Here is a 24,962-nt window from a genome sequence, read left to right as displayed (position 1 = left end):
AGCCGAGGATCCCGATGAGCGCTTGCGCGAAGAGCCGAGGGTCCCGATGAGCGCTTGCGCGAAGAGCCCGATGACGGACCCGGTCGACGGTGATGTCTTGGCCGCGTTGCGCAGCACCGTCGCCGTCCGGGAGCGTGCGCATTTCCTCCTCGCCCGCGCCCGCGCCGGCGAATCCCGGTGGTTCACCGTCGACGACGAGGCCCTCCCCGGGGCCGCCGACGACGTCGCCACGGTGACCCGCGGCCGCTATCCCGATCTGGACATCCCGTTCCACAGCCGATGGCGGCATTTCGAGGCAGGCGGGATCGATCGCAGGGCCGAGCTCGACACTCTGCTGGCCGGCGCAGACCCCGGCGAGCGGGCGCGCGTGATGGTCGACCTGACCGTGATCGCCGTGCTGCTCGACGCCGGCGCCGGCCCCGACTGGAAGTACCGGGAGGCGAGCGGCGCACGGTACACCCGCTCCGAAGGCCTGGGGGTGGCCAGCTGGCATGCGTTCGTCTCGGGCCTGTTCTCCTGCGATCCGGCGCACCCGCTGCAGGCCGACGCGGACGGCCTGCGCGCGCTGACCGAGGCCCAACTCGCCGACGCGTTCCAGGTGACCCCGGACAACCCGGTCGTCGGGCTGGCAGGCCGGGTCACGCTGATGCACCGGCTCGGCGACACCCTCGCCGCGCAGGCCGGCGGGACAGGACGACCCGGGACGCTGTTCGACCGGCTCGGGGGCAGCGACTCGGTGCCCGCACACGACATCCTCGACGAAGTCCTGGTGTCGCTGTCGCCGATCTGGCCGTCTCACAACATGATCGGCGACATCCCCCTCGGCGACTGCTGGCGGCACGACGCTGTGCCCGGCCCCGGTCTCAGTGCGGGCTGGATGCCACTGCACAAACTGTCCCAGTGGCTGACCTATTCGCTGATCGAACCGTTCCGGTGGGCCGGAGTCGACGTGACCGACCTCGACGGACTGACCGGCCTGCCCGAGTATCGCAACGGCGGATTGCTGCTCGACACCGCGGTGTTGCGGCTGCGCGACCCGGCGCTGGCCGAGCGAGACTGGACCCCGGCCGACGAACTGGTGGTCGAGTGGCGCGCGCTGACCGTCGCACTGCTCGACGAACTGGCACCGCTGGTGCGCGAACGGCTCGGGACCGACGCACAGAGCATGCCGTTGGCGCGGGTGCTTGAGGGCGGGACTTGGGCGGCCGGGCGGGTGTCGGCACAACGGCTGCGCGGCGGATCGCCCCCGCTGCGCGTCGTCAGCGATGGGACGGTGTTCTGATGACAACCGGCGGCGTGCACCTCGTCGACCACCCCCTGGTGCAGCACAAGATCACGCTGATGCGGCGGAAGGAGGCGTCCACCAACAGTTTCCGCCGCCTGGTGCGTGAGGTGTCGGCGATGATGGCCTACGAGGTGCTGCGCGACGTCGCGGTGCACGAGATCGCGGTGGAGACCCCGATGGAGGCCACCACCGGCACCGTGATGGACGGAAAGAAGCTGGTGTTCGTGTCGATCCTGCGGGCCGGGACCGGCATCCTCGACGGGATGCTGGACGTGGTCCCGTCGGCGCGCGTGGGCCATATCGGGCTGTACCGGGATCCGAAAATCCGTGTCGCCGTGGAGTATTACTTCAAGATGCCAGGTGATCTGCACGAGCGCGACGTGGTCGTGGTGGACCCGCTGCTGGCCACCGGGAACTCGGCCGTCGCGGCGATCGACAGGTTGTGCGAATACCGGCCCAAGTCGATCAAGTTCGTGTGCCTGCTGACCTGTCCGGAGGGCATCGCCACCCTGTCCGGCGCGCACCCCGAGGTGCCGATCTACACCGCGGCGATCGACCGCGGCCTCGACGAGCACGGCTACATCCTGCCGGGGCTCGGCGACGTCGGGGACCGCATCTTCGGCACCAAATAAGTCCCCGTCCGGGCTGCCCAACCCCTCCCCGGCGCGCCGTCCTCGCCGTAGGGTGGGGCATGGCCATCATCGAAGCTGACCTCCAGCCTCAGACCCCGTTCGAGCGGGACGTCGCGGAGACCCAACGCTATTTCGACAGCCCCCGGTTCGAGGGCATCACCCGCCTCTACACGGCCCGCCAGGTCGCCGAGCAGCGCGGCACCATCCCGGCCGACTACCCGACCGCACGGGAAGCGGCCGCCGCGTTCTACCCGCACCTGCGGGAACTGTTCGCCCAGGGCCGCAGCATCACCACGTTCGGGCCGTACTCCCCCGGCCAGGCCGTCGTGATGAAGCGGATGGGCATCGAGGGCATCTACCTCGGCGGCTGGGCCACCTCGGCGAAGGGGTCGATCAGCGAGGACCCGGGGCCCGACCTGGCCAGCTACCCGCTCAGCCAGGTGCCCGAGGAGGCCGCGGGCATCGTCCGCGCCCTGCTCACCGCGGACCGCAACCAGCAGTACCTGCGACTGCAGATGACCGAGGAACAACGGGCGGCCACGCCACCCGTGGACTACCGGCCGTTCATCATCGCCGACGCCGACACCGGCCACGGTGGAGATCCGCACGTGCGCAATCTGATTCGGCGCTTTGTCGAGGCCGGTGTGCCCGGATACCACATCGAGGACCAGCGTCCGGGCACCAAGAAGTGCGGCCATCAGGGCGGCAAGGTGCTGGTGCCGTCCGACGAACAGATCAAACGGCTCAACGCGGCCCGCTTCCAGCTCGACGTCATGCGGGTGCCCGGCATCATCGTCGCGCGCACTGACGCCGAGGCGGCCAATCTGATCGACAGCCGCGCCGACGAGCGCGACCAGCCGTTCCTGCTCGGCGCCACCAACCTCAAGATCCCGTCGTACAAGTCGTGTTTCCTGGCCATGGTGCGCCGCTTCTACGACAGGGGCGTGACCGAGTTGAACGGCCATCTGCTCTATGCGCTGCCCGAGGGTGAGTACGCGACCGCCGAGGCCTGGCTGGACCGCCAGGGCGTGCTGTCACTGATCGACGACACCGCCGCCGCCTGGCAGGACGGCGCCGAATCCTCCCTCGACGCCGCGTTCGACAAGGTGGAGTCGCGGTTCGTCGAGGCATGGGAGAACGACGCGGGTCTGAACACCTACGGCGAGGCGGTCGCCGAGCTGCTGGAGTTCCGCGAGCGCGAGGGTGAACCGTCGGCGATGAGCGTCGCCCAGTGGCGGGAGTTCGCCGAGCGGGCACCGCTGTACACCGCACGGGAGAAGGCCAAGGAACTCGGTGCCGATGTCGCGTGGGACTGCGAACGGGTCAAGACCCCGGAGGGCTACTACCAGGTGCGCGGCGGTATTCCGTACGCGATCGCCAAATCGCTGGCGGCTGCGCCGTTCGCCGACATCCTCTGGATGGAGACCAAGACCGCCGACCTCGCCGACGCCAAACAGTTCGCCGACGCGATCCACGCGGTGTATCCGGACAAGATGCTCGCCTACAACCTGTCCCCGTCGTTCAACTGGGACACCACCGGGATGTCCGACGAGGAGATGCGGGCGTTCCCCGAGGAGATCGGCAAGCTCGGGTTCGTCTTCAACTTCATCACCTACGGCGGGCACCAGGTCGACGGTGTGGCGTCCGAAGAGTTCGCGACCTCGCTGCGGCAAGAGGGCATGCTCGCACTGGCCCGGTTGCAGCGCAAGATGCGGCTGGTCGAATCCCCCTACCGCACACCGCAAACCCTCGTCGGCGGACCGCGCAGCGATGCCGCGCTGGCGGCCTCGTCCGGCCGCACGGCGACGACGAAGTCGATGGGCAAGGGCTCCACGCAGCATCAGCACCTGGTGCAGACCGAGGTGCCCAAGAAGCTGCTGGAGGAATGGCTGGCGCTGTGGAGCGAGCACTATCAGCTGCCGGAACGGCTGCATGTGCAGCTGCGTCCGCGCCGTGCCGGCTCGGATGTGCTCGACCTGCAGATCCTGGGCGACGGAGACGAACCGCTGGCCAACGTCGTCGTCGACCCGATCAAGGACCGGCACGGTCGCAGCATCCTGACGGTGCGCGACCAGAACACTTTCGCCGAGCACCTGCGCCAGAAGCGGCTGATGGATGTGATCCATCTGTGGCTGATCCACCGCTTCAAGGCCGAGATCGTGTACTACGTGACGCCGACGGAGGACAACATCTACCAGACCGACAAGATGAAGTCCCACGGCATCTTCAGCGACGTCTACCAGGAGGTCGGCGAGATCATCGTCGCCGACGTGAACCAGGCCAGGATCGACGAGCTGTTGGCCCCCGATCGGGAGGCGCTGACCCGGCTGATCACCAAGCAGGACTGACCCGTCAGAGCAGTGCGGCGGCGCGGTGCAGCAGGCCGCGGCAACGTGCGGTCGTCTCGGGATCGGTGACCTGAAACCGTGCCAGCCGCTCCGGATCCGGGGCGGCCGGCATCGGGGCCGCCGGCAGGAACCCGTCGGCGGGTACGAGTGACCGTGCGGCAGAGACGATGTCGGCATCGTGGAGCCACGGCGGAACCGGGCCGCAGGCGTAGGGCAGCTCCGGCAGCGCCGCGGCCAGCGCCACGTCGGCGGCCAGCCCGATGCTCGTCGTCCCGGTGAAGTCGACGACCGCGGGCAGCGCCAACCGCTCGGCGCGGCGCAGCGCCCGGCGCACTCCCCCGAGCGGGCCGCACCGCAGCACCACGACGTCCGCGCACGCCCGGTCCGCGGCCAGCAACGCGGCGTCGGCGGCCACCGGCACGCCGACCCGGGCCCGGACCGCCGCGGCGTCCTGCGGTGTCCGGCACACCAGCTCCACCAGTTCGACCGATCCCAGCGCGGCGATGCGCGCCACGGCGTCGTCGACGTCGTCGATCACGACGATGGGCCGCGATCGGCCCTCGGACACCGGAACCCGGCCCCGCCATACATCGGGCCAGCCGACGGTACTCGGCTCCATCGCCGCGGTCAGCCACAGCGCCGCTCCGGCGTCGTCGGCATCAGGGGGCGGACAGAACTCGCCCCAGCCCTGCGGTCCGTCGAGCAGCACGCCCTCGCGCACCCCCGTCTCGGTCGGGATGGCGAAGACCGGGGCGTCGTCGAAATCAATCAGCGTTCTCACTGTCGGACAAGCTAGCCGCCCGCGACATGATTGAGTGTGCGCCATGCCGACCGACGAGTTACGACACCTCGCCGACGCCCTGCGCCACCTCGACGCGGCCGCCGCGGCGGCGGACTGGGATGACGATGCGGCGCTGGCGCGGGAGGAAAGTCGGGCGCACGCCGAACTCGCGGCGGTCGACGGCGGTCCCGACATCGCCGCGGCGGCGGCGAATCCGTGGTGGCGGACCCGCGCGCAGAGTCGCGCCGGCGACGCTCCGCGCGCGGCGACGCCACAGGAGGCGCGCGCGAACGCCGTCGTCGCCGTCGGTCTGGCCCGGGTCGCACTCGCCGAAGCCGTGATCGCCGTCGCGGCGGCCCGGCGCGCCACGGCCGAGGCCGCCGGCGCGCCGGTGCGAAGCGCCGCGGCGCGGAACCTGCTGACCCAGCTCGGGTCGCTCCGCGGCCCCGTCGTGCAAGAGGTGCGCCACCTGCTGGCCGACCGGCCCCGCGCGATCCTGGCGCGCATCGTGGTCACGTTGGCGATCGCGCTGTCGATGGTGACCTTCTATCACCTGACCGGCCTGACCCGATACGACGACGCCGGACGGTTGACGCTGTACCTGTTCTCGGCCGTCGTGGGCAGCGTGATCTGCACCAACGCGCTGTGTTTCGAGGCGGCTCGGGTCCGCGAGATGCTGGAGCGCGGCGAACCGCTGTGGCGGATCCTGGTGGCGAAGAACCTGGCGATGGCTGCGATGATCACCGCGGCGGGGCTGCCCGTGATCGCGCTGCTCGCGGTGGCCGGTGAGGTCAACCCGGTGCCGATGATCGACCAGTTGGTGACGATGGTGTTCATCTGGCTGGGGGTCGGCAACGTGTTGTCGGTGGTGTATCCCCTACGGCACGAGCCGGTGTCGGCGCGTTGGCACGATGGCACGTGGCGGCCCTTCCTGTTGTCGTTCGCGATTTCCTACGGCGTCGGCCTGACCGTGAACCTGATGATCTATTGGCGGCTGTGGGCGAAATACAAGGCGTCCACCGAGCTCACCGGCGGAGCCTGGGCGGCCTTCACGATGGTGTTCGCCAGTGCACTGCTGAGTTGGATACTGCTGACGGTGTTCGCGGTGGCGTGCAGCCGCGACCCTCGGGTACGGCGGGTGCTGTCACGCGAGATGGTCGTGTATCGCAAGCCGGAATGATCCGGCCGGCAGCGCCGATCTCGTTACGCTTACCGCGTGGCCGACGCCCCGTTTCTGCTGCTGTCGATCCGCGCCGAGGACGAAGCCGCAGACGACGAGTACGCGGCGATGATGCAATTCGGCGGGCTCGACGAGTCCGGGATGCGCCGCATCCGGTTGACCCAGCAGGAGCTCGGCACGGTGGACCTCGCGCAGTGGTCCGGCATCATGCTCGGCGGCGGGCCCTACAACGTCAGCGATGACGCGGCGACGAAGTCCTCGACCCAGACCCGCGTCGAGGGCGAGCTGGTGGCGCTGCTCACCGAGGTCGTCGCCCGCGACTTCCCGTTCCTCGGATGTTGTTACGGCGTCGGCACTGTCGGGGCGGTGATCGGCGCCCAGATCGACCGGGTACACAGTGAGCCGGTCGGCGGGGTCACCGTGCATCTGACCGACGAGGGCCACCGCGATCCGCTGTTCGCCGGGCTTCCGGACACGTTCGACGCCTACGGCGGGCACAAGGAAGCCGCGGCCCGGTTGCCCGCGGGAGTCGTCCGGCTGGCCAGTTCGCGGGACTGCCCGGTGCAGGCGTTCCGTGTCGGCGCGAATGTCTACGCCACCCAGTTCCATCCCGAACTCGACATGGACGGCCTCTACACCCGCATCGACGTGTACAAGAACCACGGCTACTTCGCTCCCGAGACCGCGGATGCCCTCAAGGACGACGCCCGCCGATACGACGTCACGCACCCGATGACGGTGTTGCGCACCTTCGTGCAGCGCTACACGCGCAGCCTGTGACGCTCATCCGGCGCGAGCCGCGGCGTCACCGGTGCTGACGACCTCGTCCTTGAGCGGAGCCAGCTTTGCGCCGATCTGTTCGATGATGTCCGTGCTGACCCCGAGGTCGGTCAGCGTGTCCGCCAGGTGGGCCACCACGCGGTCGAAATGTTCGGCGGTGATGGCCAGGTGCGAGTGGACTTCGCGCATGGAGCGGCCGAGGTAGGGCTCGGGCCCGCCCAGCGCGGCGGCGATGAAAGAGCGCTGATGCGTTTTGAGGCGGTTCATCGCGACACCGTCGAAGTAATGCGTCAGGACGGGGTCGGCGATCAGCCTGCGATAGAAGTCGTCGACTGCGGCCGTGACGGCCGGCGGGCCACCGATGTGGTCGAAGATACTCATCACGAGAGGTTGGCCGACCCCGGTAACGCGCCGCGTCGCGCGGCTTTGAGAGCGCGTTAACTTGTCCTCACCGCCCGCGGTCGGCCGCGGTGAGGTCCGCGTCAGGCGTCAGGGATCTCGAACTGCGCGCGGGCGATCTGCTCGACGAACGGCGCCAGCCGCGCGCGCAGCGCATTGTGCGCGGCGTCCTCGTCGTAGTTCCGGTAGGAGTCCACGTCCTCGAAGTCGGCGACGATGACGTAATCCCAGTTGCCGTCCCGTAGCCCGGCGTCGATGCCGATCGTGTAGCGCACCGTGCCCGGGGTGTTCAGATTCCGCAGCCCGTCCTGGATCGAGGACAACTCGGCGGCGTCGTAGCCCGCCTTCAACTTGGCCAGCACCACGCTTCGGATCACCGGGGCACCCTAACAGGACAGAATTACTCCGCGCGTCAATCTTGACTGAGTCCAGAAAAGGGCGTACAACGTCTGTGTGAACTCGGACTACGCGCAACAGCTGCGCGGCGCGCACCTACGCGTGACGCGTCCGAGATTAGCTGTGCTGGAGGCCGTCAGCGGTCAACCACACGCCGACACCGACACGATTTTCGGTACCGTCCGCGCCGCACTGCCCGATGTGTCCCGCCAGGCGGTCTACGACGTGCTCGCCGCGCTGACCACGGTCGGACTGGTGCGCAGGATCCAGCCCACCGGTTCGGTCGCCCGCTACGAATCGCGTGTCGGGGACAACCACCACCACATCGTGTGCCGGTCCTGCGGGGTGATCGCCGACGTCGATTGCGCCGTCGGTGACGCACCGTGTCTGGTGCCGTCCGACCCCACCGGGGAACTGGACGGTTTCATCGTCGACGAAGCCGAGGTCGTCTACTGGGGCTTCTGCCCCGATTGCGCGGCCGCACAAGGTACTTCGATCACGACCCCGTGATCGCAGCCCGATTCACCACCACCAACATCACCATGGAAGGAAGTCGCAGTGCCTGACGATCGTCCTATCGAAGACAGCCCCCCGGTCGGCGAAGCCCAGTCGGATGTGGCCGAAGGCGGTTGCCCCGCAGGTTTCGGTCGGCTCAAGCCGCCGGTCGCCGGCGGCGGCAACCATGACTGGTGGCCCAACCAGCTGAACCTGAAGATCCTGCAGAAGAACCCCGATGTCATCAATCCGCTCGACGAGGACTTCGACTACGCCGAGGCGGTCCAGTCGCTGGACATCGACGCGCTGCGCGCCGACATCGTCGAGGTCATGCACAACTCGCAGGACTGGTGGCCTGCCGACTTCGGGCACTACGGCCCGCTGTTCATCCGCATGGCCTGGCACGCCGCCGGCACGTACCGCGTGCACGACGGCCGTGGCGGCGCCGGCGCCGGCATGCAGCGGTTCGCGCCGCTGAACAGCTGGCCCGACAACGTCAACCTGGACAAGGCCCGCCGCCTCCTGTGGCCGGTCAAGAAGAAGTACGGCAAGAACATCTCGTGGGCCGACCTGATCGTCTACGCGGGCAACGTCGCACTGGAGGACATGGGCTTCCACACCGCGGGCTTCGCGTTCGGTCGCGAGGACCGGTGGGAGCCCGAGGAGGACGTCTACTGGGGTCCCGAGCAGGAATGGCTCGACGACAAGCGCTACTCCGGTGAGCGTGATCTGGAGAACCCGCTCGCGGCGGTCCAGATGGGCCTGATCTACGTCAATCCCGAAGGCCCCAACGGCAATCCGGATCCGCTGGCGTCAGCCCAGGACATCCGCGACACGTTCGGCCGGATGGCGATGAACGACGTCGAGACCGCGGCACTGATCGTCGGTGGCCACACCTTCGGCAAGACCCACGGCAACGGTGACGCGTCCCTCGTCGGCCCCGAGCCCGAGGCTGCCGACCTGGAGATGCAGGGCCTGGGCTGGCACAACCCGCAGGGCACCGGCCACGGCAACGACACCGTCTCCAGCGGCCTCGAGGTGATCTGGACCCACACCCCGACCAAGTGGGACAACAGCTTCCTGGAGATCCTCTACGGCAACGAGTGGGAGCTGACCAAGAGCCCCGCAGGCGCCAACCAGTGGAAGCCGAAGGACAACGGCTGGGCGAACTCGGTCCCGGTCGCGCAAGGCGAGGGCAAGACCCATCCGTCGATGCTGACCTCGGACCTCGCGCTGCGGTTCGACCCCATCTACGAGCAGATCACCCGGCGCTGGCTCGACCATCCGGAGGAGCTGGCCCAGGAGTTCGCCAAGGCCTGGTTCAAGCTGCTGCATCGCGACATGGGCCCCGTCGTGCGCTACCTCGGCCCCGAGGTGCCCAAGGACACCTGGCTCTGGCAGGACCCGGTCCCGGCCGGCAAGCAGCTGTCCGCCGACGAGGTCGCCAAGCTCAAGAACCTGATCGCCGAGTCCGGCCTGACGGTGTCGCAGCTGGTGTCGACCGCGTGGAAGGCCGCCTCGACATACCGCGTCAGCGACAAGCGTGGTGGTGCCAACGGCGGCCGGATCCGGCTGCAGCCGCAGCTCGGCTGGGAGGTCAACGAGCCCGATGAGCTGGCCCAGGTGATCAAGAAGCTCGAGGCGATCCAGCAGGCCTCCGGCACCGGGGTGTCGTTCGCCGACCTCGTGGTCCTCGGCGGTGTCGTCGGCGTCGAGAAGGCCGCCAAGGATGCGGGCTTCCCGGTCGAGGTGCCGTTCACGTCGGGTCGCGGTGACGCCACCGCCGAGCAGACCGATGTGGAGTCGTTCTCCTACCTCGAGCCCAAGGCCGACGGCTTCCGTAACTATCTGGGCAAGGCGGGTGTGCTGCCCGCCGAGTTCAAGCTGGTCGATCGCGCGAACCTGCTCGGTCTGTCGGCGCCGGAGATGACGGTGCTGGTGGGCGGCCTGCGCGTGCTGGACACCAACTTCGGTGGTACCCAGCACGGCGTGTTCACCGACAAGCCGGGCGCGTTGACGAACGACTTCTTCGTCAACCTGCTCGACATGGGTGTGGAGTGGAAGGCGTCGCCCGCCGACGACGGCACCTACGTCGCCACCGACCGGGCGACCGGCGCGCAGAAGTGGACCGGCACCCGCGTCGACCTGCTGTTCGGTTCGAACTCGCAGCTGCGGGCGCTCGCCGAGGTCTACGCCGAAGACGATGCGAAGGAGAAGTTCGTCAAGGACTTCGTCGCCGCCTTCACCAAGGTGCTCGACGCCGACCGTTACGACATCGGCAAGGGACTCGAGTAACAGCCCGACCAGAAAGGGGCGCCCGGATTCCGGGCGCCTCTTTTTGTCGGCTCCCTCAGAACGGGTTCAGCCGCGAACTGATCAGCGGGGCGATCTTCTGCGCCATATACGCGTGCCCGGCATCGGTGGGGTGAACACCGTCCTTGCCGATCAACTCCGGCCGTCCGGCGAACCAGCCCGCCGCGATCGGATCGACGAAGTCGGCGCCGGCCAGTTCGGCCTGATAGCTCAGCACGTCGCGAATCCGCAGCACCTCCGGCGGCGGGTTCGGGGTCGGCCACGGCGGGCCGATCACCAACAGGTCCGCCGACCGAGCGATCTGCTTGGCCAGCCGCAGCGTGCCGTACATCGAAATCGACAGCCGTGACGGATCGACGGGTATGTCGTTGCGGGAGCCGAAGAACACCACCAACACGTCATCGGGTCGCACAGCACGGACGACCAGGTCTTCGAACACCCCGCCGCGGTTACCCCGGACGCAGTACCCGGCGCCGCCCTCGGCAGCCACCGTCGGGGTCACCGCGATGCCGTGGTCGGTCAGCGCCTCCCAGACCTGCGGGGTCCAGCCCTGCGCGCCGTTGCCGCCCTGGTCACTGCCCGTCGTGTACGAATCCCCGATCACGGCGATGCGATTGCGGACGAAATCGGTGTGCCGCACCTCACGGTGCTGCGGTTCCGGACTCTGGGCGTAGCCGGCACTGAGAAGCACAGCGAGGGAAAGCACCACTGACAGAAGGCGACTCACTGCACCAGCCTAGGGTTGCCGCTCTTTGTTGGCCCGACGACGCGCCGCTCGCCGACCGTCACCCGGCCCGCGCCGCGACGGATTGCAACCGCCCGGCGGTGTGCTCGGCCGCGTCGGCGGACCTCGCCGGCGGCTCGATCATCCGTCGCATCCAGCGCCGCGCCGGTTCCTCGACCACGTGGTAGAGCACCGCCGCGCCGACGCCGGCCACCAGGATCAATCCGAGGACCACGAGTTTGGCCCACCAACTAGGCACCAGTTCGATGCGGAACTGCAGCACCGCCCAATTCCACACCGTGTGCACGATTTCGTGAATCATGTACAGCCCGAACGAGATATGCCCCAGATAGACCATGACCCGCGTCGACAGGAAAGCCGGTAACGTGCCCGCACCGATCGACAGCGCGATCACGAACGGCACGAACAGCACGTCGACCAGCCCGCCGGCGTCGAGCATCTCGCCCGGGGGCCACGTGTCCAGCGCGTAGAGCCCACCGACGATGGCAGCGCCGAGCAGCAGCGACGCCAGGCCCGCGGTCCGGCGGTCGCGATCGGTGAGGACCAGCTTGCGCACCGCCGCGCAGGCCAGCGCACCGGCGGTGAACTGCATGATGATCCGCGGCAACCAGCTCCACGGGGTGTAGAAGACGCCGTGGGCGAGCAACAGCAGTGTGGGGGCGAGCGCGGCGGCGACGGCCAGCCAGATGAGTCCGCGCGCCCGGGTGGCCGACGCGATCCGGAAGATGACCAGCACGAGCCCCCCGAACAGCAGGTACGCCAACCATTCCGCACTGATCGACCAGGCCGGCCCGTTCCAGCTTGAGCCGTCGAAGTACGGCTGGAACCACAGCTGGACAAGGAACACCTGCTTGAGCCAGCTCAGCGCGTTCAGCGATTCGATGACCGGCGGCGGCAGCGGAAACCCGCCGACATACAGCGTGAACACCGCGAACGCCGCGGCCAGGTGCATCGTGACCAGGTACACCGGCCACACCCGCGCCAACCGCAGCCACAGGAACCGCAGCGTCGAGCGCGTCGACCAGCGGTCCCCCATCCGATCCAGGTAGTTCCACGCCAACACGAACCCACTGAGGATGAAGAACAGGTCGACACCCTGTGCGCCGGCGTTGAGCATCGGCGCCAGCGCGCTGCTGAAGCCCGGCGCGGCCTCGGCGATCATCGGGCGGAAGTGGAACAGGACGACCCAGAGCGCGGCGACGATGCGCAGCCCGGACAGGGCCCTGATCTCTCCGGTACGCACGCGACTCATTTCGTCAGATCTCAGCGAATGGCCCAGAGTTTCGGTCGTGAAATCCCTGGCTTCTCATGCCGGTCCCCTCGGCAGGACGACGCATCCGGCCCCGGCCGATCTGCGCCTGTGAAAACCGGCGACGGGTCGCAGGTTACCAGCGAGCCCGGCGCCGAGTCGGCCCGCAACGCCGCGCGCCGCGGTGTGTCCGAGCACCCCGCCGCACGGGTATCCTCCTGGGGAATTGTCAACCACACACATAGGCCCGTGCCCCGTGCGCGCGCCGGCAAGGGTGCCAGGGGAACATGCTTGCCCCGAGTAACGGCGACACGTTGTCGCTGCTCCTGGTGGAGGACGATCGCGCAGACGCGATCCTCGTCGAGGAGTTGATCGCCGACGCAGGTGCCGATATCGACGTGGTGTGGGCCCAGTCGATGGCCAGGGCCGAACAGGAGATCTCGATCGCCCGGCCCGACTGCATCCTTCTCGATCTGCATCTGCACGACACCGACGGCATCGACGGACTGAATCGCATCTCCAAACTCGACGCGACCATCCCGATCGTGGTGCTCACCGGGTTGAACGATGAGCACTTCGGGGTGTCCGCGGTGTCGGCGGGCGCGCAGGACTACCTGATCAAGGACCGGGTGGACCCCGAGGTGCTGCGCCGCGCCGTGCTCTATGCGATCGAACGTAAGCGCGCCGAGCTCACCGCCGTCGACCTGCACGCCAGCCAGTTACGGGCCCGGGAGAACGCCCGGCTGGAGCGCGGCCTGCTGCCGTCGCCGCTGCTGCTCGACAACCCGGGCGTCGAAATCGTCACCCAGTACCGTCCGAGCCGGGAGAACGCGCTGCTGGGCGGCGACTTCTACGATTTCGTCCAGACCCCCGACCGCACGGTGCACGTGATGATCGGTGACGTCGCCGGGCACGGTGCCGACGAAGCCGCCCTCGGGGTGGCGCTGCGCATCGCGTGGCGCGCGCTGACGTTCGCCGGGTTCAAAGGTCCCGAGCGGATGAAGCAACTGGAACGCATCCTGCGGGCCGAACGCGCCGGCCGCGGCATCTTCGCGACGGTGCTGAGCCTGCGGATCCCGCCCGCCGGCACCGCGATCACCTCGGTTCGGGCCGGCCACCCCGGGATGCTGCTGCACGGCCGGGGCACCGTCGAATGGGTGGAACCGGCCAGCGGTCCGGCACTGGGCCTGCACGGCAGCGATTGGGCGGAGCAACAGGTCGAGCTTCCCGACGGGATGGGGCTCGTGCTGCTCACCGACGGCCTGTTCGAAGGTCACATCGGCCGCGGCAACGAGCGCCTCGGTGAGGCGGGACTGCTCGAACTGGCGCGCTCGCTGGCGCATCTGCCGGGCCCCGCATTCGTCGACGCGCTGATCGACGCCGTCGAGGAGCGCGCGGCCTCGCACGGCGGCATCAGCGACGACATCGCCGTCGTCCGGGTCGAGCGGACCCGGACCGCATGAGCCCCGACCAGCGGGGCATACGCGCCCTGACGGTGCAGGGCTGGCAGTACGTCGTGCTGGCAGTGACGGGCGTGGTGGTGCTGCTGGGCGGCATCGCGGTCGCGGTGCTGCTGCAGCGCACCGACCAGGTGTCCAATCAGCTGATCAACGAGATCCAGCCGGCCCGGGTGGCCGCCTATCAGTTGCAGGCGGCGCTTCGCGACCAGGAGACCGCGGTGCGCGGCTATCTGATCGCCGCCGACGAACAGTTCCTGCTGCCCTATGACGAGGGCCGGGTCACCGAACAGCGGGCCGCCGCCGACATCCGCCGGCTGGAGCAGGCCCGGCCCGATCTGCTCCAGGATCTTGACGCGATCGAGGAGGCGTCCGGCGCGTGGCGGGTCGAGTACGCCGAACCGGTGATGGCCGGCGTCCGACCGGGTACGCCCGGGCCGGTCGACACGGCGCTGACCGACATCGGCAAGCGGGATTTCGACACCCTGCGCGCGCTGTTCGACACCCAGAACGAGCATCTGAGCCAGGCCCGCGACGAGGGCGTCGCGGAACTGCAGAGAATCCGGACGTTGCGCAACGCGGTGCTGCTGGGCCTGGCTGTGATGTTCGCGGTGACCATCGTGGCGCTGGCGGTGCTGCTACGCCACGCGCTGGTGCGGCCGCTGTCCCAGCTGGCCGAATCGTGCCGGCGCATCGCCGGCGGCAACTTCGGCGAGAAAATCGTCCCGCACGGACCCCGGGACATCCGTCTGATCAGCGTCGACGTCGACAACATGCGGCAGCGGATCGTCGCCGAACTGGAGGCGTCGCGGGCTGCGACGGAGACCCTCGACCAGCACGCCGAGGAGTTGCGCCGATCCAACGCCGAACTGGAGCAGTTCGCCTACGTCGCATCCCACGACCTGCAGGAACCGCTGCGCAAGGTCGCGTCGTTCTGTCAGCTGCTGGAGAAGCGCTACGGCGACAAGCTCGACGAGCGCGGCGTCGAGTACATCGGTTTCGCCGTCGACGGCGCCAAGCGGATGCAGGTGCTGATCAACGATCTGCTCACGTTCTCCCGGGTCGGACGGCTCAACGCGACCGAGTCCGAGGTCGACCTCGGAGCCGCGCTGGACGTCGCGCTGGGCAACCTGTCGGCGGCGATCGAGGAGTCCGGCGCCGTGATCGAGCGCCCCGCCGTCGCGCTCCCGACGATCAACGGCGACCCCACGCTGTTGACGATGTTGTGGCAGAACCTGATCGGCAACGCGGTGAAGTTCCACCGCGACGGCGTGGCGCCGCACATCGTCATCGACTGCGATCGGGAAGCCGACGATGAGTCCTCGAACTGGACGTTCACCGTGACCGACAACGGGATCGGTATCGCACCGGAGTTCTCCGAGAAGGTGTTCGTGATCTTCCAGCGCCTGCACGGCCGGGACGCCTACACCGGCACCGGCATCGGGCTGGCCCTGTGCAAGAAGATCGTCGAGCACCATGGCGGCACGATCGGGATCGATACGTCCTACCAGGAAGGCACCCGTTTCCGGTTCACGCTGCCGGTCACCGAGGGTGACACCGCCGACACCGCCCTGGAAGGATCGGCGTCATGACACCGGCCGAACGCGCAATCGACGTCCTGCTCATCGAAGACGACCCCGGCGACGAGCTGATCACGCGGGAAGCATTCGAACACAACAAGATCAAGAACAACCTGCACGTCGCCCACGACGGTCAGGAAGGTCTGGACTTCCTCTACCAGCGCGGACCCTTCGAAGGTGCGCCGCGCCCGGATCTGATCCTGCTCGACCTGAACCTGCCCAAGTACGACGGCCGCCAACTGCTCGAGCAGATCAAATCGGACGCCGAACTGAGCCATATCCCGGTCGTGGTGCTGACCACATCGGCCGCCGAAGAGGACATCCTGCGCAGCTACAAGCTGCACGCGAACGCCTACGTGACCAAGCCCGTCGACCTTGACCAGTTCATGAACGCGGTGCGCCAGATCGACGAGTTCTTCGTTCAGGTGGTCCGGCTTCCGCAGTACTGACCTGGTCCTGCCCATGGATCTACCGCGCCCCGACCACTCCGTCCCGCACCTCGCGGACGTCGCCCCGTCGGTGCTGGCCGCCATGGGGGTGGACGGCTTCGACCCGAGGATCGATCTGCCGTTCGATGTCGCGGGAGCCTGCGTCCTGCTCGTCGACGGGCTCGGCGCCGAACTGCTGGACCGTTACGCCGCCGACGCGCCGGTGCTGGCCGGTATGCGCGGAAGGAGTCTGCACGTCGGATTCCCGGCCACCACAGCCGCCGGTCTCGCCGCGGTGGGCACCGGGCGCCGCTCGGGAGAGCACGGCATGGTCGGCATGTCGTTCCGGCTCCCCGACGTCGGAGTGATCAACGCACTGCGCTGGACCGCGCACCCGTGGGGCCCGGACCTTCGGGAACAAGTGCCGCCGGAACAGATCCAGCCCGACCCGACCGTGTTCGAGCGCGCCGCGTCGGCCGGTGTCGCGGTCAGCGTCGTGTCCGCCGCGCAGTTCACCGGCTCCGGGTTGACGCGGGCGGTGCTGCGTGGCGGCAGATATATAGGTGTGCACGCGATCGGAGATCTGGCGGCGACCGTGCGTTCGGTGCTCGCCGATCGGGGATTCTGCTACGGCTACCACGGCGATCTCGACCTCGTCGGGCATCTGCACGGACCGGGGTCACAGGCCTGGCGAATGCAGCTGCGCCAGGTCGACCGGCTGGTCGAGTCGATCGTGGAGGGATTGCCGCTCGGCGGCCTGCTCGCGGTGGTCGCCGACCACGGCATGGTCTCGCTCGACGACACCGTCGTCGACATCGACGAGCGCGACGAGCTGCGCGCCGGCACCGAGGCGATCGGCGGCGAGGTCAGGGCACGGCACATCTACACCCGCGACGGCGCGACCGAGGATGTGCTCGCCGCGTGGCGCACCACCCTCGGCGACCGGGCCTGGGTGGTGAGCCGCGACGAGGCGGTCGCGGCCGGGTGGTTCGGCGAACGGGTCGGCCCCGCCGTGCGCGCCAGGATCGGCGATGTGGTGGCCGCGGCCCGCGGCTCGACCGGGTTGCTGCGGCGGGCCGCCGAGCCGATCGAATCTTCGCTGGTGGGTCAGCACGGATCTCTGACGACGGCCGAACAACGGGTGCCGCTGCTCCTCGCCCACCGCTGAGCACCCGCCCGGCACAATTCCCACGAGCTCACAGCAAAGAACTTTGCCAAAACGTGACTCGGCCGTGTCGCGCCACGTCCGCACGCGATAAGTGTGAACGACGCTGGTCGACAACGCCTTTCGGGGCGATCGGGTCACACCGCACACATCAGCCAAAATGGCCCTGATTCAACGCTTTTCGTGACGATGCGCATTGATCGGCGGGCAATGTGCCGACCGTCACAGATTTTGGCTGTATTAGAGACCCTCTGTTAACGTCCGTCGACATGTTTGCTATCGCCACGCTCTTGACACTTGTCAACCAGGTGTCAGGAACTCCGTATGTGGTCGGCGGTGACTCCCCCGCCGGCACGGACTGTTCAGGCCTCGTGTCGTGGGTGACCAACGCCGCGACCGGCAGACCGGTCTACGGCGACAGGTTCCACACCGGGAATATCGAAAGCGCGCTGCTCTCGCGAGGCTTCCAGTACGGCACCCAGCCGGGTGCGCTGGTCGTCGGCTGGAACAGCGGCCACACCGCCGTCACGCTGCCCGACGGAACCCCGGTCTCGTCCGGCGAGGGCGGCGGGGTGAAGGTCGGAGGCGGAGGCGCCTACCAGGACCAGTTCACCAACCACATGTTCCTGCCCATGCCCGCCGACATGCCGCCCCCGCCCGATCCGACGCTCGCACCGCCGCTGAACGTGCTGCCGCCCCCGCCCGGGGAACCGATCGTGATGGCCGGCCACGAGGTCCCCCCGCCGCCCGGCGCCCCGGTTCCTCCCCCGCCGCCCGGCGCCCCGGTTCCTCCCCCGCCGCCCGGCGCCCCGGTCTGAGCCCGGCAGACGATACGGTCTGTGCCGTGATCGTGCTGCTGCCGCCTTCTGAGACCAAGCGCCACGGCGGGGACGGACCCGCGCTCGACCTGGACTCGCTGTCCAACCCGGCGCTGACCGATTCCCGCCACGATCTGGTCGACGACCTGGTCAAGCTCGCGGCCGATCCGGCGGCGTGCCGCACAGCGCTCGGCCTGTCGAAGTCCCAGGACGCCGAAATCGAACGCAACGCGGCGCTGTACACCTCCCCGACGCTGCCCGCGATCCGGCGATACACCGGGGTGCTCTACGACGCGCTCGACGTCGAGACGCTGCGCGGTGCGGCCGCGGCGCGGGCCGGACAGCGGCTGGCGGTGGTCTCCGCGCTGTTCGGACTGGTCCGCGCAGGCGACCGTATTCCGGCATACCGACTGTCGGCCGGCTCCAAACTGCCGGGCCGCCCGACGCTGGCGGCCTTCTGGAAGCCCGCCCTGGAGCCTGTGCTGGCCGGAATCGCCGAAGGGGAGCTGGTGGTCGATCTACGGTCGGGCTCCTACGCCGCACTGGGCAAGGTGCCCGGTGCGGTGACAGTCGACGTGGTCGCCGAACATTCCGATGGACGGCGCAGCACCGTGAGCCATTTCAACAAGGCACACAAAGGCCGGCTGGCGCGGGCGCTGGCAGGCAGCCGGGCCGAGCCCGGCGACGCGACCGCGGTCGCTGCGGTAGCCCGCCGCGCCGGGATGCGCGTCGAACGCCGGGACAGCCACATCACCGTGGTGGTGCCGGCCTAGCACCCGGGGGTTCCCGGTAGCCATCCCCGTAGCCCACGCCTCAGTAGTCGAAGACGAAATCGCTGGTATAGAACTCTTCGGGCTTCTGCGTGAACTGTCCAGGACGGGTCATCGAGATCCAGGCGCCGGTGGCTGCGGGATCGACCGGCCCGCGCACCGTCACGGCCCCGCCACCCGCGCCGTCGGTGAACAGCGTCGCCACCCAGACCCCCGGATCGCCGGGATTGCAGGTGCGCGCGGACGAGCGCGGCAACTGGATGAGCCTGACCTCGTACGCGGTGTTGGGCACCCCGGTGGCGAACTGGATGTCGGCGACGACATCTGCACCCTCGATCCGCATGAAAGCGTTCGGCCTGCCGTAGTACCCACCGCCCGTATAGGCGAACTTCGAGAAATCACAGCGCCGCAGGGTCTGTGTGAACGGAATGACAGCCGCTGCGCCCGCACCGGTTTCAGCCGAGGCGCCTCCTGCTCCCGCAACCGCGATCACGGATCCGCTCACCGCGATCACCGCAGCCATTGAGGTACGTGCGATACGACGCATGTCGTCCTCGATTCTGATCAGCGTCCCCGGAGGCGCCCGCGGGTCGTCACCTGGTCAGATTAGTTCGCGTTGACGGACAGACCAAGACGCGGGACACTTCGCGCGATGTCCACACTGTGGGTGTACGTGCGAATTCAGCTGATGACGTTCGGCTTCGGCATCGTCGGGCCCATCTTCCTGTTCGTCTACTTCGCCGCGCAGCCAGATCCGACACTCCGTTGGATGTATTGGTGGGGGTTGCTCGTCACCTTCGCCGACATCTTGATCGCGCTGCTGATCACCGACGGCATCGTCGCCAAGCAGACGCGGACGGAGCGCTGAAGCGGTGGGTCATCCGCACGTCGCGCCGCCCCCGGTTCCGCCACGGCGCTCAGGCGCCGACATCGCGATCTCGATCGTCGTGCTGGTACTAACCGCGCTGCTCGGCCTCGTGGCCGCGTTCCTCGGGCTGTTCTCGTTGGCCTTCCTGGACCACTGCCCGCCGCCGCGGTGCAGCGTGGACGGTGCCGTGAACGCGGTCTTCACGGCGCTGCTCGCGTGCGCCGTCGTCGGCGTGGCCGGAATGGCGGTGACGATCGTCGCGCTGGTGCGGCGAAATACCGCGTGGCCCTTCGCCGTCGGCACGTTCGCACTGTGCATCCTGACCCTGGGCGCGGGTGTGGTGGCCTATTCGACCGCGGTCGGCTGAGGATCCCTTCGCTCCCTGAGTTGCCGGCGGGCCCAGGGAGCAGCATGATCCGCGTCATGGACACATCGGCGGCGGTCGAACTGGCGTCCCGGGACGCCGTCGGCCAAGCAGCCCTCGCCGCCGCCGGTGAGGTCACCGCGGTCGAACTCCTCGAGGCTGCGATCATCCGGCTGGAGAAGTCACGTGATCTCAACGCCGTCATCACCGACCTGTTCGAGCGCGGCCGCGACCAGGCCGCGGCCCTCGACGCATCCGGCACGCTGCGCACCGGGGACGCGGGCCCGCTCTGCGGAGTTCCGTTCCTGCTGAAGGATCTTGGCGCCTCACTGGCCGGCGCCCCGGAAGCGATGGGCTCCCGCGCGCTTCGCGGCCATGTGGCCGCCGAATCCGCGTGGATCGTCGAACGCTATCTCGATGCGGGGCTGGTGGTCTTCGGCAAGACCAACACCCCCGAATGGGGAAACCATTGCACGACAGAGCCGTCCCTGTTCGGGCGCACCGCCAACCCGTGGTCGCCGACGATGTCGCCCGGCGGGTCCAGTGGAGGATCCGCCGCGGCGGTCTCGGCGGGAGTCGTGCCCGCGGCATCCGGCGGCGACGGCACCGGGTCCATCCGGGTGCCCGCGTCTTGTTGCGGGCTGGTCGGCCTCAAGCCGAGGCGGGCCCGCACGTCGTTCGCCCCCGGCGGCGGACACGGCCTCGAAGGACTCGTCAACGAACACGCGCTGACCCGCACAGTGCGCGACAGCGCCGCCCTGCTCGACGCGGTGTCCGGCACCGGGATCGGAGACCCGTACTCCGCGCCCACGCCACCCCGGCCCTTCCTCGCCGCGATCTCCGAAACCCCTCCACCGCAACGGATCACGATAACCACCAAGTCACCGTTCCCCGGGCCCGCCACCCAACCGGCGGTGGTCGCGGCCGTCGAGTACGCCGGGGTGACACTCGAACGGCTCGGGCACGTCGTCGAACCGGGGTTCCCCGCCGTCGACCCGGATGCCGTGGCGTCGGCGGTCGCGGTACTGCACGCCGTCAGCAACGTGGCGCTCTACGAGCTTGCCTGCGGTGTGCTCGGCCGGGAACCACGGGAGGACGAATTCGAACCCAGCACATGGGAGATGGTGCGGGAGGGATTCGTCACGACCGGGGCGGAGTACGCCGGCGCCATCGCGACGGTGCACGCCCAGACACGCCGCTTCGCCGGCCAGATGAGCGGTTCGGACGTGCTGCTGGTCCCGACCCTGTTGACCGGCCCGCCGCCGTACGGGCTGCTCGACCGGCCGCGCGGCAGCGTCCGGGGGTTCTTCGACGTCGAGTTCGCCACCACCGGATGGACGTCGCTGGCCAACGTGACCGGCTGGGCAGCGGTGTCGTTGCCGCTCGGTACCACCCCCGAGGGGACGCCGATCGGCGTGCAGTTGATGGCGCCCGACGAGACGATCCTGCTGCAGCTGGCCGCGCAGTTGGAGCAGGCCCTGCCGTGGGCGGACCGTCGGCCCCCGGGGTGGATCGGAGGCGCGTGAGCCGCTGACCGGGTTTCGGCGGAGCCGAGCCGGGGCCCGATCGGGGCGTGGGACACTTTCGCCCATGGCAGTCGACATCGCTCGCCCGAAACTCGAAGGCAACGTGGCCGTCGGTGACCGCCGCAAGCTCGGTTTCGCCGAATTCGGAGATCCGCAGGGCCGGGCGATCTTCTGGCTGCACGGCACGCCGGGTGCGCGCCGGCAGATCCCGGTCGAGGCGCGGGTGTTCGCCGAGAAGAACGGTATCCGGCTGATCGGCGTCGACCGTCCCGGGATCGGGTCCTCCACCCCGCACGAGTATCAGAAGGTCATCGATTTCGCCGACGACCTGCGCACGGTCGCAGACACCCTCGGCATCGACAAGATGGAGATCATCGGCCTCTCCGGCGGCGGTCCGTACACGCTGGGATGTGCCGCGGCGATGCCGGATCGGGTGGTCGCGGTCGGCATCCTCGGCGGTGTCGCCCCGACCCGCGGCTCCGACGGCATCGGTGGCGGCGTGATGGGCAAGATCGGACTGCCCGTGGCACCGGTTCTCGAGCACGTCGGAACCCCGCTGTCGGCCGTCGCGACCGGGCTGATCCGGTTGATCAAACCAGTCGCCGAACCCGTGCTGTACCTGTACGCCAGCATCTCCCCGGAGGGGGACCGCCGGCTGCTGGTGCGCCCCGAGTTCAAGGCGATGTTCCTCGACGATCTGCTCAACGGCAGCCGCAAACAGCTGGCAGCGCCGTTCGCCGACGTCGTCGTCTTCGCCCGCGACTGGGGATTCCGGCTCGACGAGGTCAGGGTCCCGGTCCGGTGGTGGCACGGCGACTGCGACCACATCGTGCCGTTCGAGCACGGCAAGCACGTGGTGGGCCTACTGCCCGACGCCGAGTTCCATCCCCTGCCCGGCGAGAGCCACCTCGGTGGGCTCGGCGAGGCCGAGGCGATCATGCGGGCGATGACCGATCTGTGGGACGACGCGCAGACGCGGTGACGTCCCACCGCGTCAGCGCTTCAGCCAGCCCCTGACCGTCCCGAGGTCGTGGCTGTACGTCTGCATCAGATCGTCGTGGTAGAGCGTCCCCCCGCTGATCTTCGCGTCACCCTGCCAGACGATGTGGATGCGGACCACGCCCTTGTCGAAGTAGTCGTTGCGGTCTTCGACGCGGTGATTCCAGCCCGCCTCCTCGGCGAGCGTGGAGACCGCCTGTCGCTCGTCGGTGTCAACCATGTGTGTGTTCTCCAGGGGTGTGTTCGGATGCGTGTGCACGGGCGTGCGCCCCACCCTAACGGTCGCCGGTGAGGGCCCGACGAAGCAGATGCATCGCGACGGTCGTCGACCGTTCCCGGACATCGGAGCGGTTGCCGGGCAGCCGTGACGTGCGTGTCAGGAACGTGCCGTCGGCCAGCGCGACCGAGAAGCACACGGTGCCGACCGGTTTGGCCTCCGAGCCGCCCCCGGGCCCGGCGATCCCGGTGGTGGCGACCGCGGTGTCGGCGCCGAACCGGCGCAGCGCGCCGGCCGCCATCGCCTCGGCGACCGGTTCGGACACCGCGCCATGCGCGTCGATCAGCGCCGCGTCGACCCCCAGCAGCTCGATCTTGGCCGCGTTCGAATACGACACCACACCCCCGGCGACGTAAGCCGACGACCCGGGCCGGTCGGTCAGCCGGGCTGCCACCATCCCCGCGGTGCAGGACTCCGCGGTGGCGATGGTGCGGCCCGCCAGCAGCGTGGCGACCTGATCGTCGACGAAAGAGCCGTCGATCGAGAAGAGCTCGCGGGAGTGCTTGTCCCGCAGCACTTTCAGCAGTTCCGAATAGACGGCCGCATCCTCGGGTTCGTACCGGGTGACGATCTCCAGCTCACCGCGCCGCAGGCACGTCGTGATCTCCAGCCGGTCGAATCCGGCCACCCGGGTCTGCGCCTCGCGCAACGTGTCGGCCAGCCCGGACTCGGGCAGGCCGAACATCCGGATCGTCTCCTGCCGGTACGTGACCCGGCCGGCGATCGCGCGCTGTACGGCGTCGGTCGCGACCGCGGCGTCCCACATCGGCTGCAGTTCGCGAGGTGGGCCCGGCAGCACCACGACCGTCGGGGTGCCGGCGACCACGACACCGGGTGCGGTACCGACCGGGTCGAGGATTTCGGCGCCGGACGGGACCAGGGCCTGCTTGCGGTTGGCGGCCAGCACGGCGTCCTGATCGACCCCGGGGAAGCGCGCCATCAACCCGGTCACGATGTCGGCGATCTTGGCTTCCAGCCCAGGGTCGAGCACCAGATCGCGCTCACAGAACCGCGAGACGACCTCGACCGTCATGTCGTCGGCGGTCGGGCCGAGCCCGCCGCTGGTGATGATCAGGTCGACGCCCTGCCCGGCCAGGAAACGCAACTGCGCCTCGATGTCGGCGGGCCGATCCCCGCACAGGGTGATGTGGCCGAGCTCGACACCTAGTTCGAGCAGCCGGTCGGCCAGCCAGGGACCGTTGAGGTCCCTCACCCGTCCCGTCAGGACCTCGGTCCCCGTCACCACGATTCCGGCCCGTGCGCTCACGAGAGCTGACTCTACGCAGGGCCGTATGCGCTACTTGTGCGGTACGTCGTTGGTCAGCCCGCCGTCCATCACGTACTCCGCTCCGGTGGAGTACCGGGATTCGTCACTGGCCAGGAACACCACGAAGGTCGCCACCTCCTCGGGCTGGCCGGGCCTGCCCAGCGGGATGCGCAGCATGTTGTCGGGGAAATGCTTGGTCATCGGAGTGCGGATGAACCCCGGATGCACCGAGTTCACCCGGATGTTGTGCGCGCCGAGTTCCAGTGCGGCGGACTTCGTCAGCCCGCGCACCGCCCACTTCGACGCCACGTATGGGTGCACCATCACCGCGCCGCGCAGGCCCTCGATCGAGGAGATGTTGATGATCGAACCGCCGCCGGCGGCCTTCATCGCCTCCACCGACGCCTGCATACCGAGGAAGGTGCCGGTCAGATTGACGTCGATCACCTTCTGCCACTTGGCCATGTCGAACTGGCCGATCAAGCCGAGCGCCACCGTGCCTGCGTTGTTGACCAGGACGTTGAGCTTGCCGAAGTCCTGTACGGCGGTGGCCACGGCGGCCTCCCACTGGTCGGCCTGGGTCACGTCGAGGTGGACGTAGCGGGCCGAGTCGGGCGTCTCGGCGTTGATCTCGTCGGCGAGCGCCTGACCCTTGTCGTCGAGGATGTCGCCGATGACGACCTTGGCGCCCTCGGCGACCAGGGCCCGCGCATCGGCGGCGCCCATACCCTGCGCGCCGCCACTGATGAGTGCCACTTTTCCGTCCACGCGTCCCATGGGGCGTCAGGTTACCGCACCTGGTGCACAGAAATTAGAACCTGTTCCAATCCAGGTTCGGAG

At 68.9% G+C, this 24,962-nt stretch carries 26 protein-coding genes; 17 read left to right on the top strand and 9 right to left on the bottom strand.

Annotation, left to right across the window (positions count from 1 at the left end; all coding sequences use genetic code 11):
- The first annotated feature begins 70 nt into the window (after positions 1 to 70).
- The 3 genes from NTM_RS20905 to aceA are packed head-to-tail and all read left to right on the top strand — an operon-like array spanning position 71 to position 4,265.
- Positions 71 to 1,282 carry a URC4/urg3 family protein gene (locus NTM_RS20905; RefSeq protein WP_163767513.1) on the top strand — a complete coding sequence of 404 codons (1,212 nt, stop codon included), beginning with the start codon at positions 71 to 73 and terminating at the stop codon, positions 1,280 to 1,282.
- Positions 1,282 to 1,917: a uracil phosphoribosyltransferase gene (gene upp / locus NTM_RS20900; protein WP_163767510.1), complete on the top strand. Its 636-nt coding sequence runs from the start codon at positions 1,282 to 1,284 to the stop codon at positions 1,915 to 1,917. The genes NTM_RS20905 and upp overlap by 1 nt, the downstream gene beginning before the upstream one ends.
- Positions 1,918 to 1,976: 59 nt before the next feature.
- The gene (gene aceA / locus NTM_RS20895; RefSeq protein WP_104861104.1) at positions 1,977 to 4,265 is read left to right on the top strand and encodes an isocitrate lyase ICL2; all 2,289 of its coding nucleotides are present in this window, start codon (positions 1,977 to 1,979) and stop codon (positions 4,263 to 4,265) included.
- A gap of 4 nt (positions 4,266 to 4,269) precedes the next feature.
- On the opposite strand, the gene NTM_RS20890 is transcribed toward aceA, so the two are convergent.
- Entirely contained in the window at positions 4,270 to 5,046 is a 777-nt protein-coding gene (locus NTM_RS20890; protein WP_163767505.1) for an O-succinylbenzoate-CoA synthase, read from the bottom strand.
- Positions 5,047 to 5,089: 43 nt separating this feature from the next.
- On the opposite strand from NTM_RS20890, the gene NTM_RS20885 reads away from it, so the two are divergent.
- A complete protein-coding gene (locus tag NTM_RS20885) occupies positions 5,090 to 6,226 on the top strand; it encodes an ABC transporter permease (protein WP_163767502.1) in 1,137 nt (378 codons plus the stop codon).
- 36 nt (positions 6,227 to 6,262) lie between these two features.
- A complete protein-coding gene (locus NTM_RS20880) occupies positions 6,263 to 7,006 on the top strand; it encodes a glutamine amidotransferase (RefSeq protein ID WP_163767499.1) in 744 nt (247 codons plus the stop codon).
- A gap of 3 nt (positions 7,007 to 7,009) precedes the next feature.
- On the opposite strand, the gene NTM_RS20875 is transcribed toward NTM_RS20880, so the two are convergent.
- Both NTM_RS20875 and NTM_RS20870 read right to left on the bottom strand, forming a co-directional pair.
- Positions 7,010 to 7,387, bottom strand: coding sequence for a group I truncated hemoglobin (locus NTM_RS20875; protein ID WP_104861108.1), 378 nt, complete (start codon positions 7,385 to 7,387; stop codon positions 7,010 to 7,012).
- A 101-nt stretch (positions 7,388 to 7,488) separates the two neighbouring features.
- On the bottom strand, positions 7,489 to 7,782 hold the full coding sequence (locus tag NTM_RS20870; protein ID WP_104861109.1) for a Dabb family protein: 294 nt from the start codon (positions 7,780 to 7,782) through the stop codon (positions 7,489 to 7,491).
- Between the two features lie 76 nt (positions 7,783 to 7,858).
- On the opposite strand from NTM_RS20870, the gene NTM_RS20865 reads away from it, so the two are divergent.
- Together NTM_RS20865 and katG are read left to right on the top strand one after the other, a co-directional pair.
- Positions 7,859 to 8,311, top strand: a complete 453-nt coding sequence (locus NTM_RS20865; protein WP_104861110.1) for a Fur family transcriptional regulator — start codon at positions 7,859 to 7,861, stop codon at positions 8,309 to 8,311.
- Between the two features lie 48 nt (positions 8,312 to 8,359).
- The gene (gene katG, locus NTM_RS20860) at positions 8,360 to 10,591 is read left to right on the top strand and encodes a catalase/peroxidase HPI (RefSeq protein ID WP_104861111.1); all 2,232 of its coding nucleotides are present in this window, start codon (positions 8,360 to 8,362) and stop codon (positions 10,589 to 10,591) included.
- A 55-nt stretch (positions 10,592 to 10,646) separates the two neighbouring features.
- Here katG and NTM_RS20855 read toward each other — a convergent pair whose 3' ends face one another.
- Positions 10,647 to 11,336 (bottom strand): Rv0518 family GDSL lipase, encoded by a 690-nt coding sequence (locus tag NTM_RS20855; protein WP_163767496.1) that lies wholly within the window; start codon positions 11,334 to 11,336, stop codon positions 10,647 to 10,649.
- 58 nt (positions 11,337 to 11,394) lie between these two features.
- Complete coding sequence (locus NTM_RS20850) at positions 11,395 to 12,606, bottom strand: acyltransferase family protein (protein ID WP_163767494.1); 1,212 nt, start codon at positions 12,604 to 12,606, stop codon at positions 11,395 to 11,397.
- Between the two features lie 284 nt (positions 12,607 to 12,890).
- Between NTM_RS20850 and NTM_RS20845 the strand changes: the two genes are divergently transcribed.
- The 6 genes from NTM_RS20845 (at position 12,891) to yaaA (ending at position 18,824) form a co-directional block, all read left to right on the top strand.
- Positions 12,891 to 14,066, top strand: a complete 1,176-nt coding sequence (locus NTM_RS20845) for a PP2C family protein-serine/threonine phosphatase (RefSeq protein ID WP_104861114.1) — start codon at positions 12,891 to 12,893, stop codon at positions 14,064 to 14,066.
- Positions 14,063 to 15,652 (top strand): sensor histidine kinase, encoded by a 1,590-nt coding sequence (locus tag NTM_RS20840; RefSeq protein WP_104861115.1) that lies wholly within the window; start codon positions 14,063 to 14,065, stop codon positions 15,650 to 15,652. The genes NTM_RS20845 and NTM_RS20840 overlap by 4 nt, the downstream gene beginning before the upstream one ends.
- Positions 15,649 to 16,089: a response regulator gene (locus NTM_RS20835; protein ID WP_104861116.1), complete on the top strand. Its 441-nt coding sequence runs from the start codon at positions 15,649 to 15,651 to the stop codon at positions 16,087 to 16,089. The genes NTM_RS20840 and NTM_RS20835 overlap by 4 nt, the downstream gene beginning before the upstream one ends.
- Positions 16,090 to 16,102: 13 nt before the next feature.
- On the top strand, positions 16,103 to 17,236 hold the full coding sequence (locus NTM_RS20830; RefSeq protein ID WP_163767491.1) for an alkaline phosphatase family protein: 1,134 nt from the start codon (positions 16,103 to 16,105) through the stop codon (positions 17,234 to 17,236).
- Positions 17,237 to 17,502: 266 nt separating this feature from the next.
- Positions 17,503 to 18,051 carry an NlpC/P60 family protein gene (locus NTM_RS20825; protein WP_163767488.1) on the top strand — a complete coding sequence of 183 codons (549 nt, stop codon included), beginning with the start codon at positions 17,503 to 17,505 and terminating at the stop codon, positions 18,049 to 18,051.
- A gap of 26 nt (positions 18,052 to 18,077) precedes the next feature.
- Positions 18,078 to 18,824, top strand: a complete 747-nt coding sequence (yaaA, locus tag NTM_RS20820; protein WP_163767486.1) for a peroxide stress protein YaaA — start codon at positions 18,078 to 18,080, stop codon at positions 18,822 to 18,824.
- A gap of 40 nt (positions 18,825 to 18,864) precedes the next feature.
- Here the strand turns inward: yaaA and NTM_RS20815 are convergent, their stop codons facing one another.
- Positions 18,865 to 19,344, bottom strand: a complete 480-nt coding sequence (locus NTM_RS20815; RefSeq protein WP_232079787.1) for a hypothetical protein — start codon at positions 19,342 to 19,344, stop codon at positions 18,865 to 18,867.
- Between the two features lie 129 nt (positions 19,345 to 19,473).
- Between NTM_RS20815 and NTM_RS20810 the strand changes: the two genes are divergently transcribed.
- From NTM_RS20810 to NTM_RS20795, 4 genes are all read left to right on the top strand, one after another.
- The gene (locus tag NTM_RS20810) at positions 19,474 to 19,689 is read left to right on the top strand and encodes a hypothetical protein (RefSeq protein ID WP_163767480.1); all 216 of its coding nucleotides are present in this window, start codon (positions 19,474 to 19,476) and stop codon (positions 19,687 to 19,689) included.
- Positions 19,690 to 19,693: 4 nt separating this feature from the next.
- Positions 19,694 to 20,056 (top strand): hypothetical protein, encoded by a 363-nt coding sequence (locus tag NTM_RS20805; RefSeq protein ID WP_104861122.1) that lies wholly within the window; start codon positions 19,694 to 19,696, stop codon positions 20,054 to 20,056.
- Positions 20,057 to 20,112: 56 nt separating this feature from the next.
- Positions 20,113 to 21,579: an amidase gene (locus NTM_RS20800; protein ID WP_163767477.1), complete on the top strand. Its 1,467-nt coding sequence runs from the start codon at positions 20,113 to 20,115 to the stop codon at positions 21,577 to 21,579.
- Between the two features lie 64 nt (positions 21,580 to 21,643).
- Positions 21,644 to 22,561 carry an alpha/beta fold hydrolase gene (locus tag NTM_RS20795; protein ID WP_104861123.1) on the top strand — a complete coding sequence of 306 codons (918 nt, stop codon included), beginning with the start codon at positions 21,644 to 21,646 and terminating at the stop codon, positions 22,559 to 22,561.
- Positions 22,562 to 22,573: 12 nt separating this feature from the next.
- Here the strand turns inward: NTM_RS20795 and NTM_RS20790 are convergent, their stop codons facing one another.
- Genes NTM_RS20790 through NTM_RS20780 form a run of 3 tightly spaced genes read right to left on the bottom strand, consistent with a single transcriptional unit; the run spans position 22,574 to position 24,899 of the window.
- Positions 22,574 to 22,798 carry a hypothetical protein gene (locus NTM_RS20790; RefSeq protein WP_083146918.1) on the bottom strand — a complete coding sequence of 75 codons (225 nt, stop codon included), beginning with the start codon at positions 22,796 to 22,798 and terminating at the stop codon, positions 22,574 to 22,576.
- A gap of 55 nt (positions 22,799 to 22,853) precedes the next feature.
- On the bottom strand, positions 22,854 to 24,122 hold the full coding sequence (locus NTM_RS20785) for a competence/damage-inducible protein A (RefSeq protein WP_163767474.1): 1,269 nt from the start codon (positions 24,120 to 24,122) through the stop codon (positions 22,854 to 22,856).
- Positions 24,123 to 24,152: 30 nt separating this feature from the next.
- Positions 24,153 to 24,899 carry a glucose 1-dehydrogenase gene (locus NTM_RS20780; RefSeq protein WP_104861125.1) on the bottom strand — a complete coding sequence of 249 codons (747 nt, stop codon included), beginning with the start codon at positions 24,897 to 24,899 and terminating at the stop codon, positions 24,153 to 24,155.
- Positions 24,900 to 24,962: the final 63 nt, after the last annotated feature.

The organism is Mycolicibacterium parafortuitum (genome assembly GCF_010725485.1).
Classification (GTDB): domain Bacteria; phylum Actinomycetota; class Actinomycetes; order Mycobacteriales; family Mycobacteriaceae; genus Mycobacterium.
The sequence above is the reverse complement of the archived record's forward strand: the minus strand, read 5'-3'. Positions and strand labels throughout refer to the sequence as shown.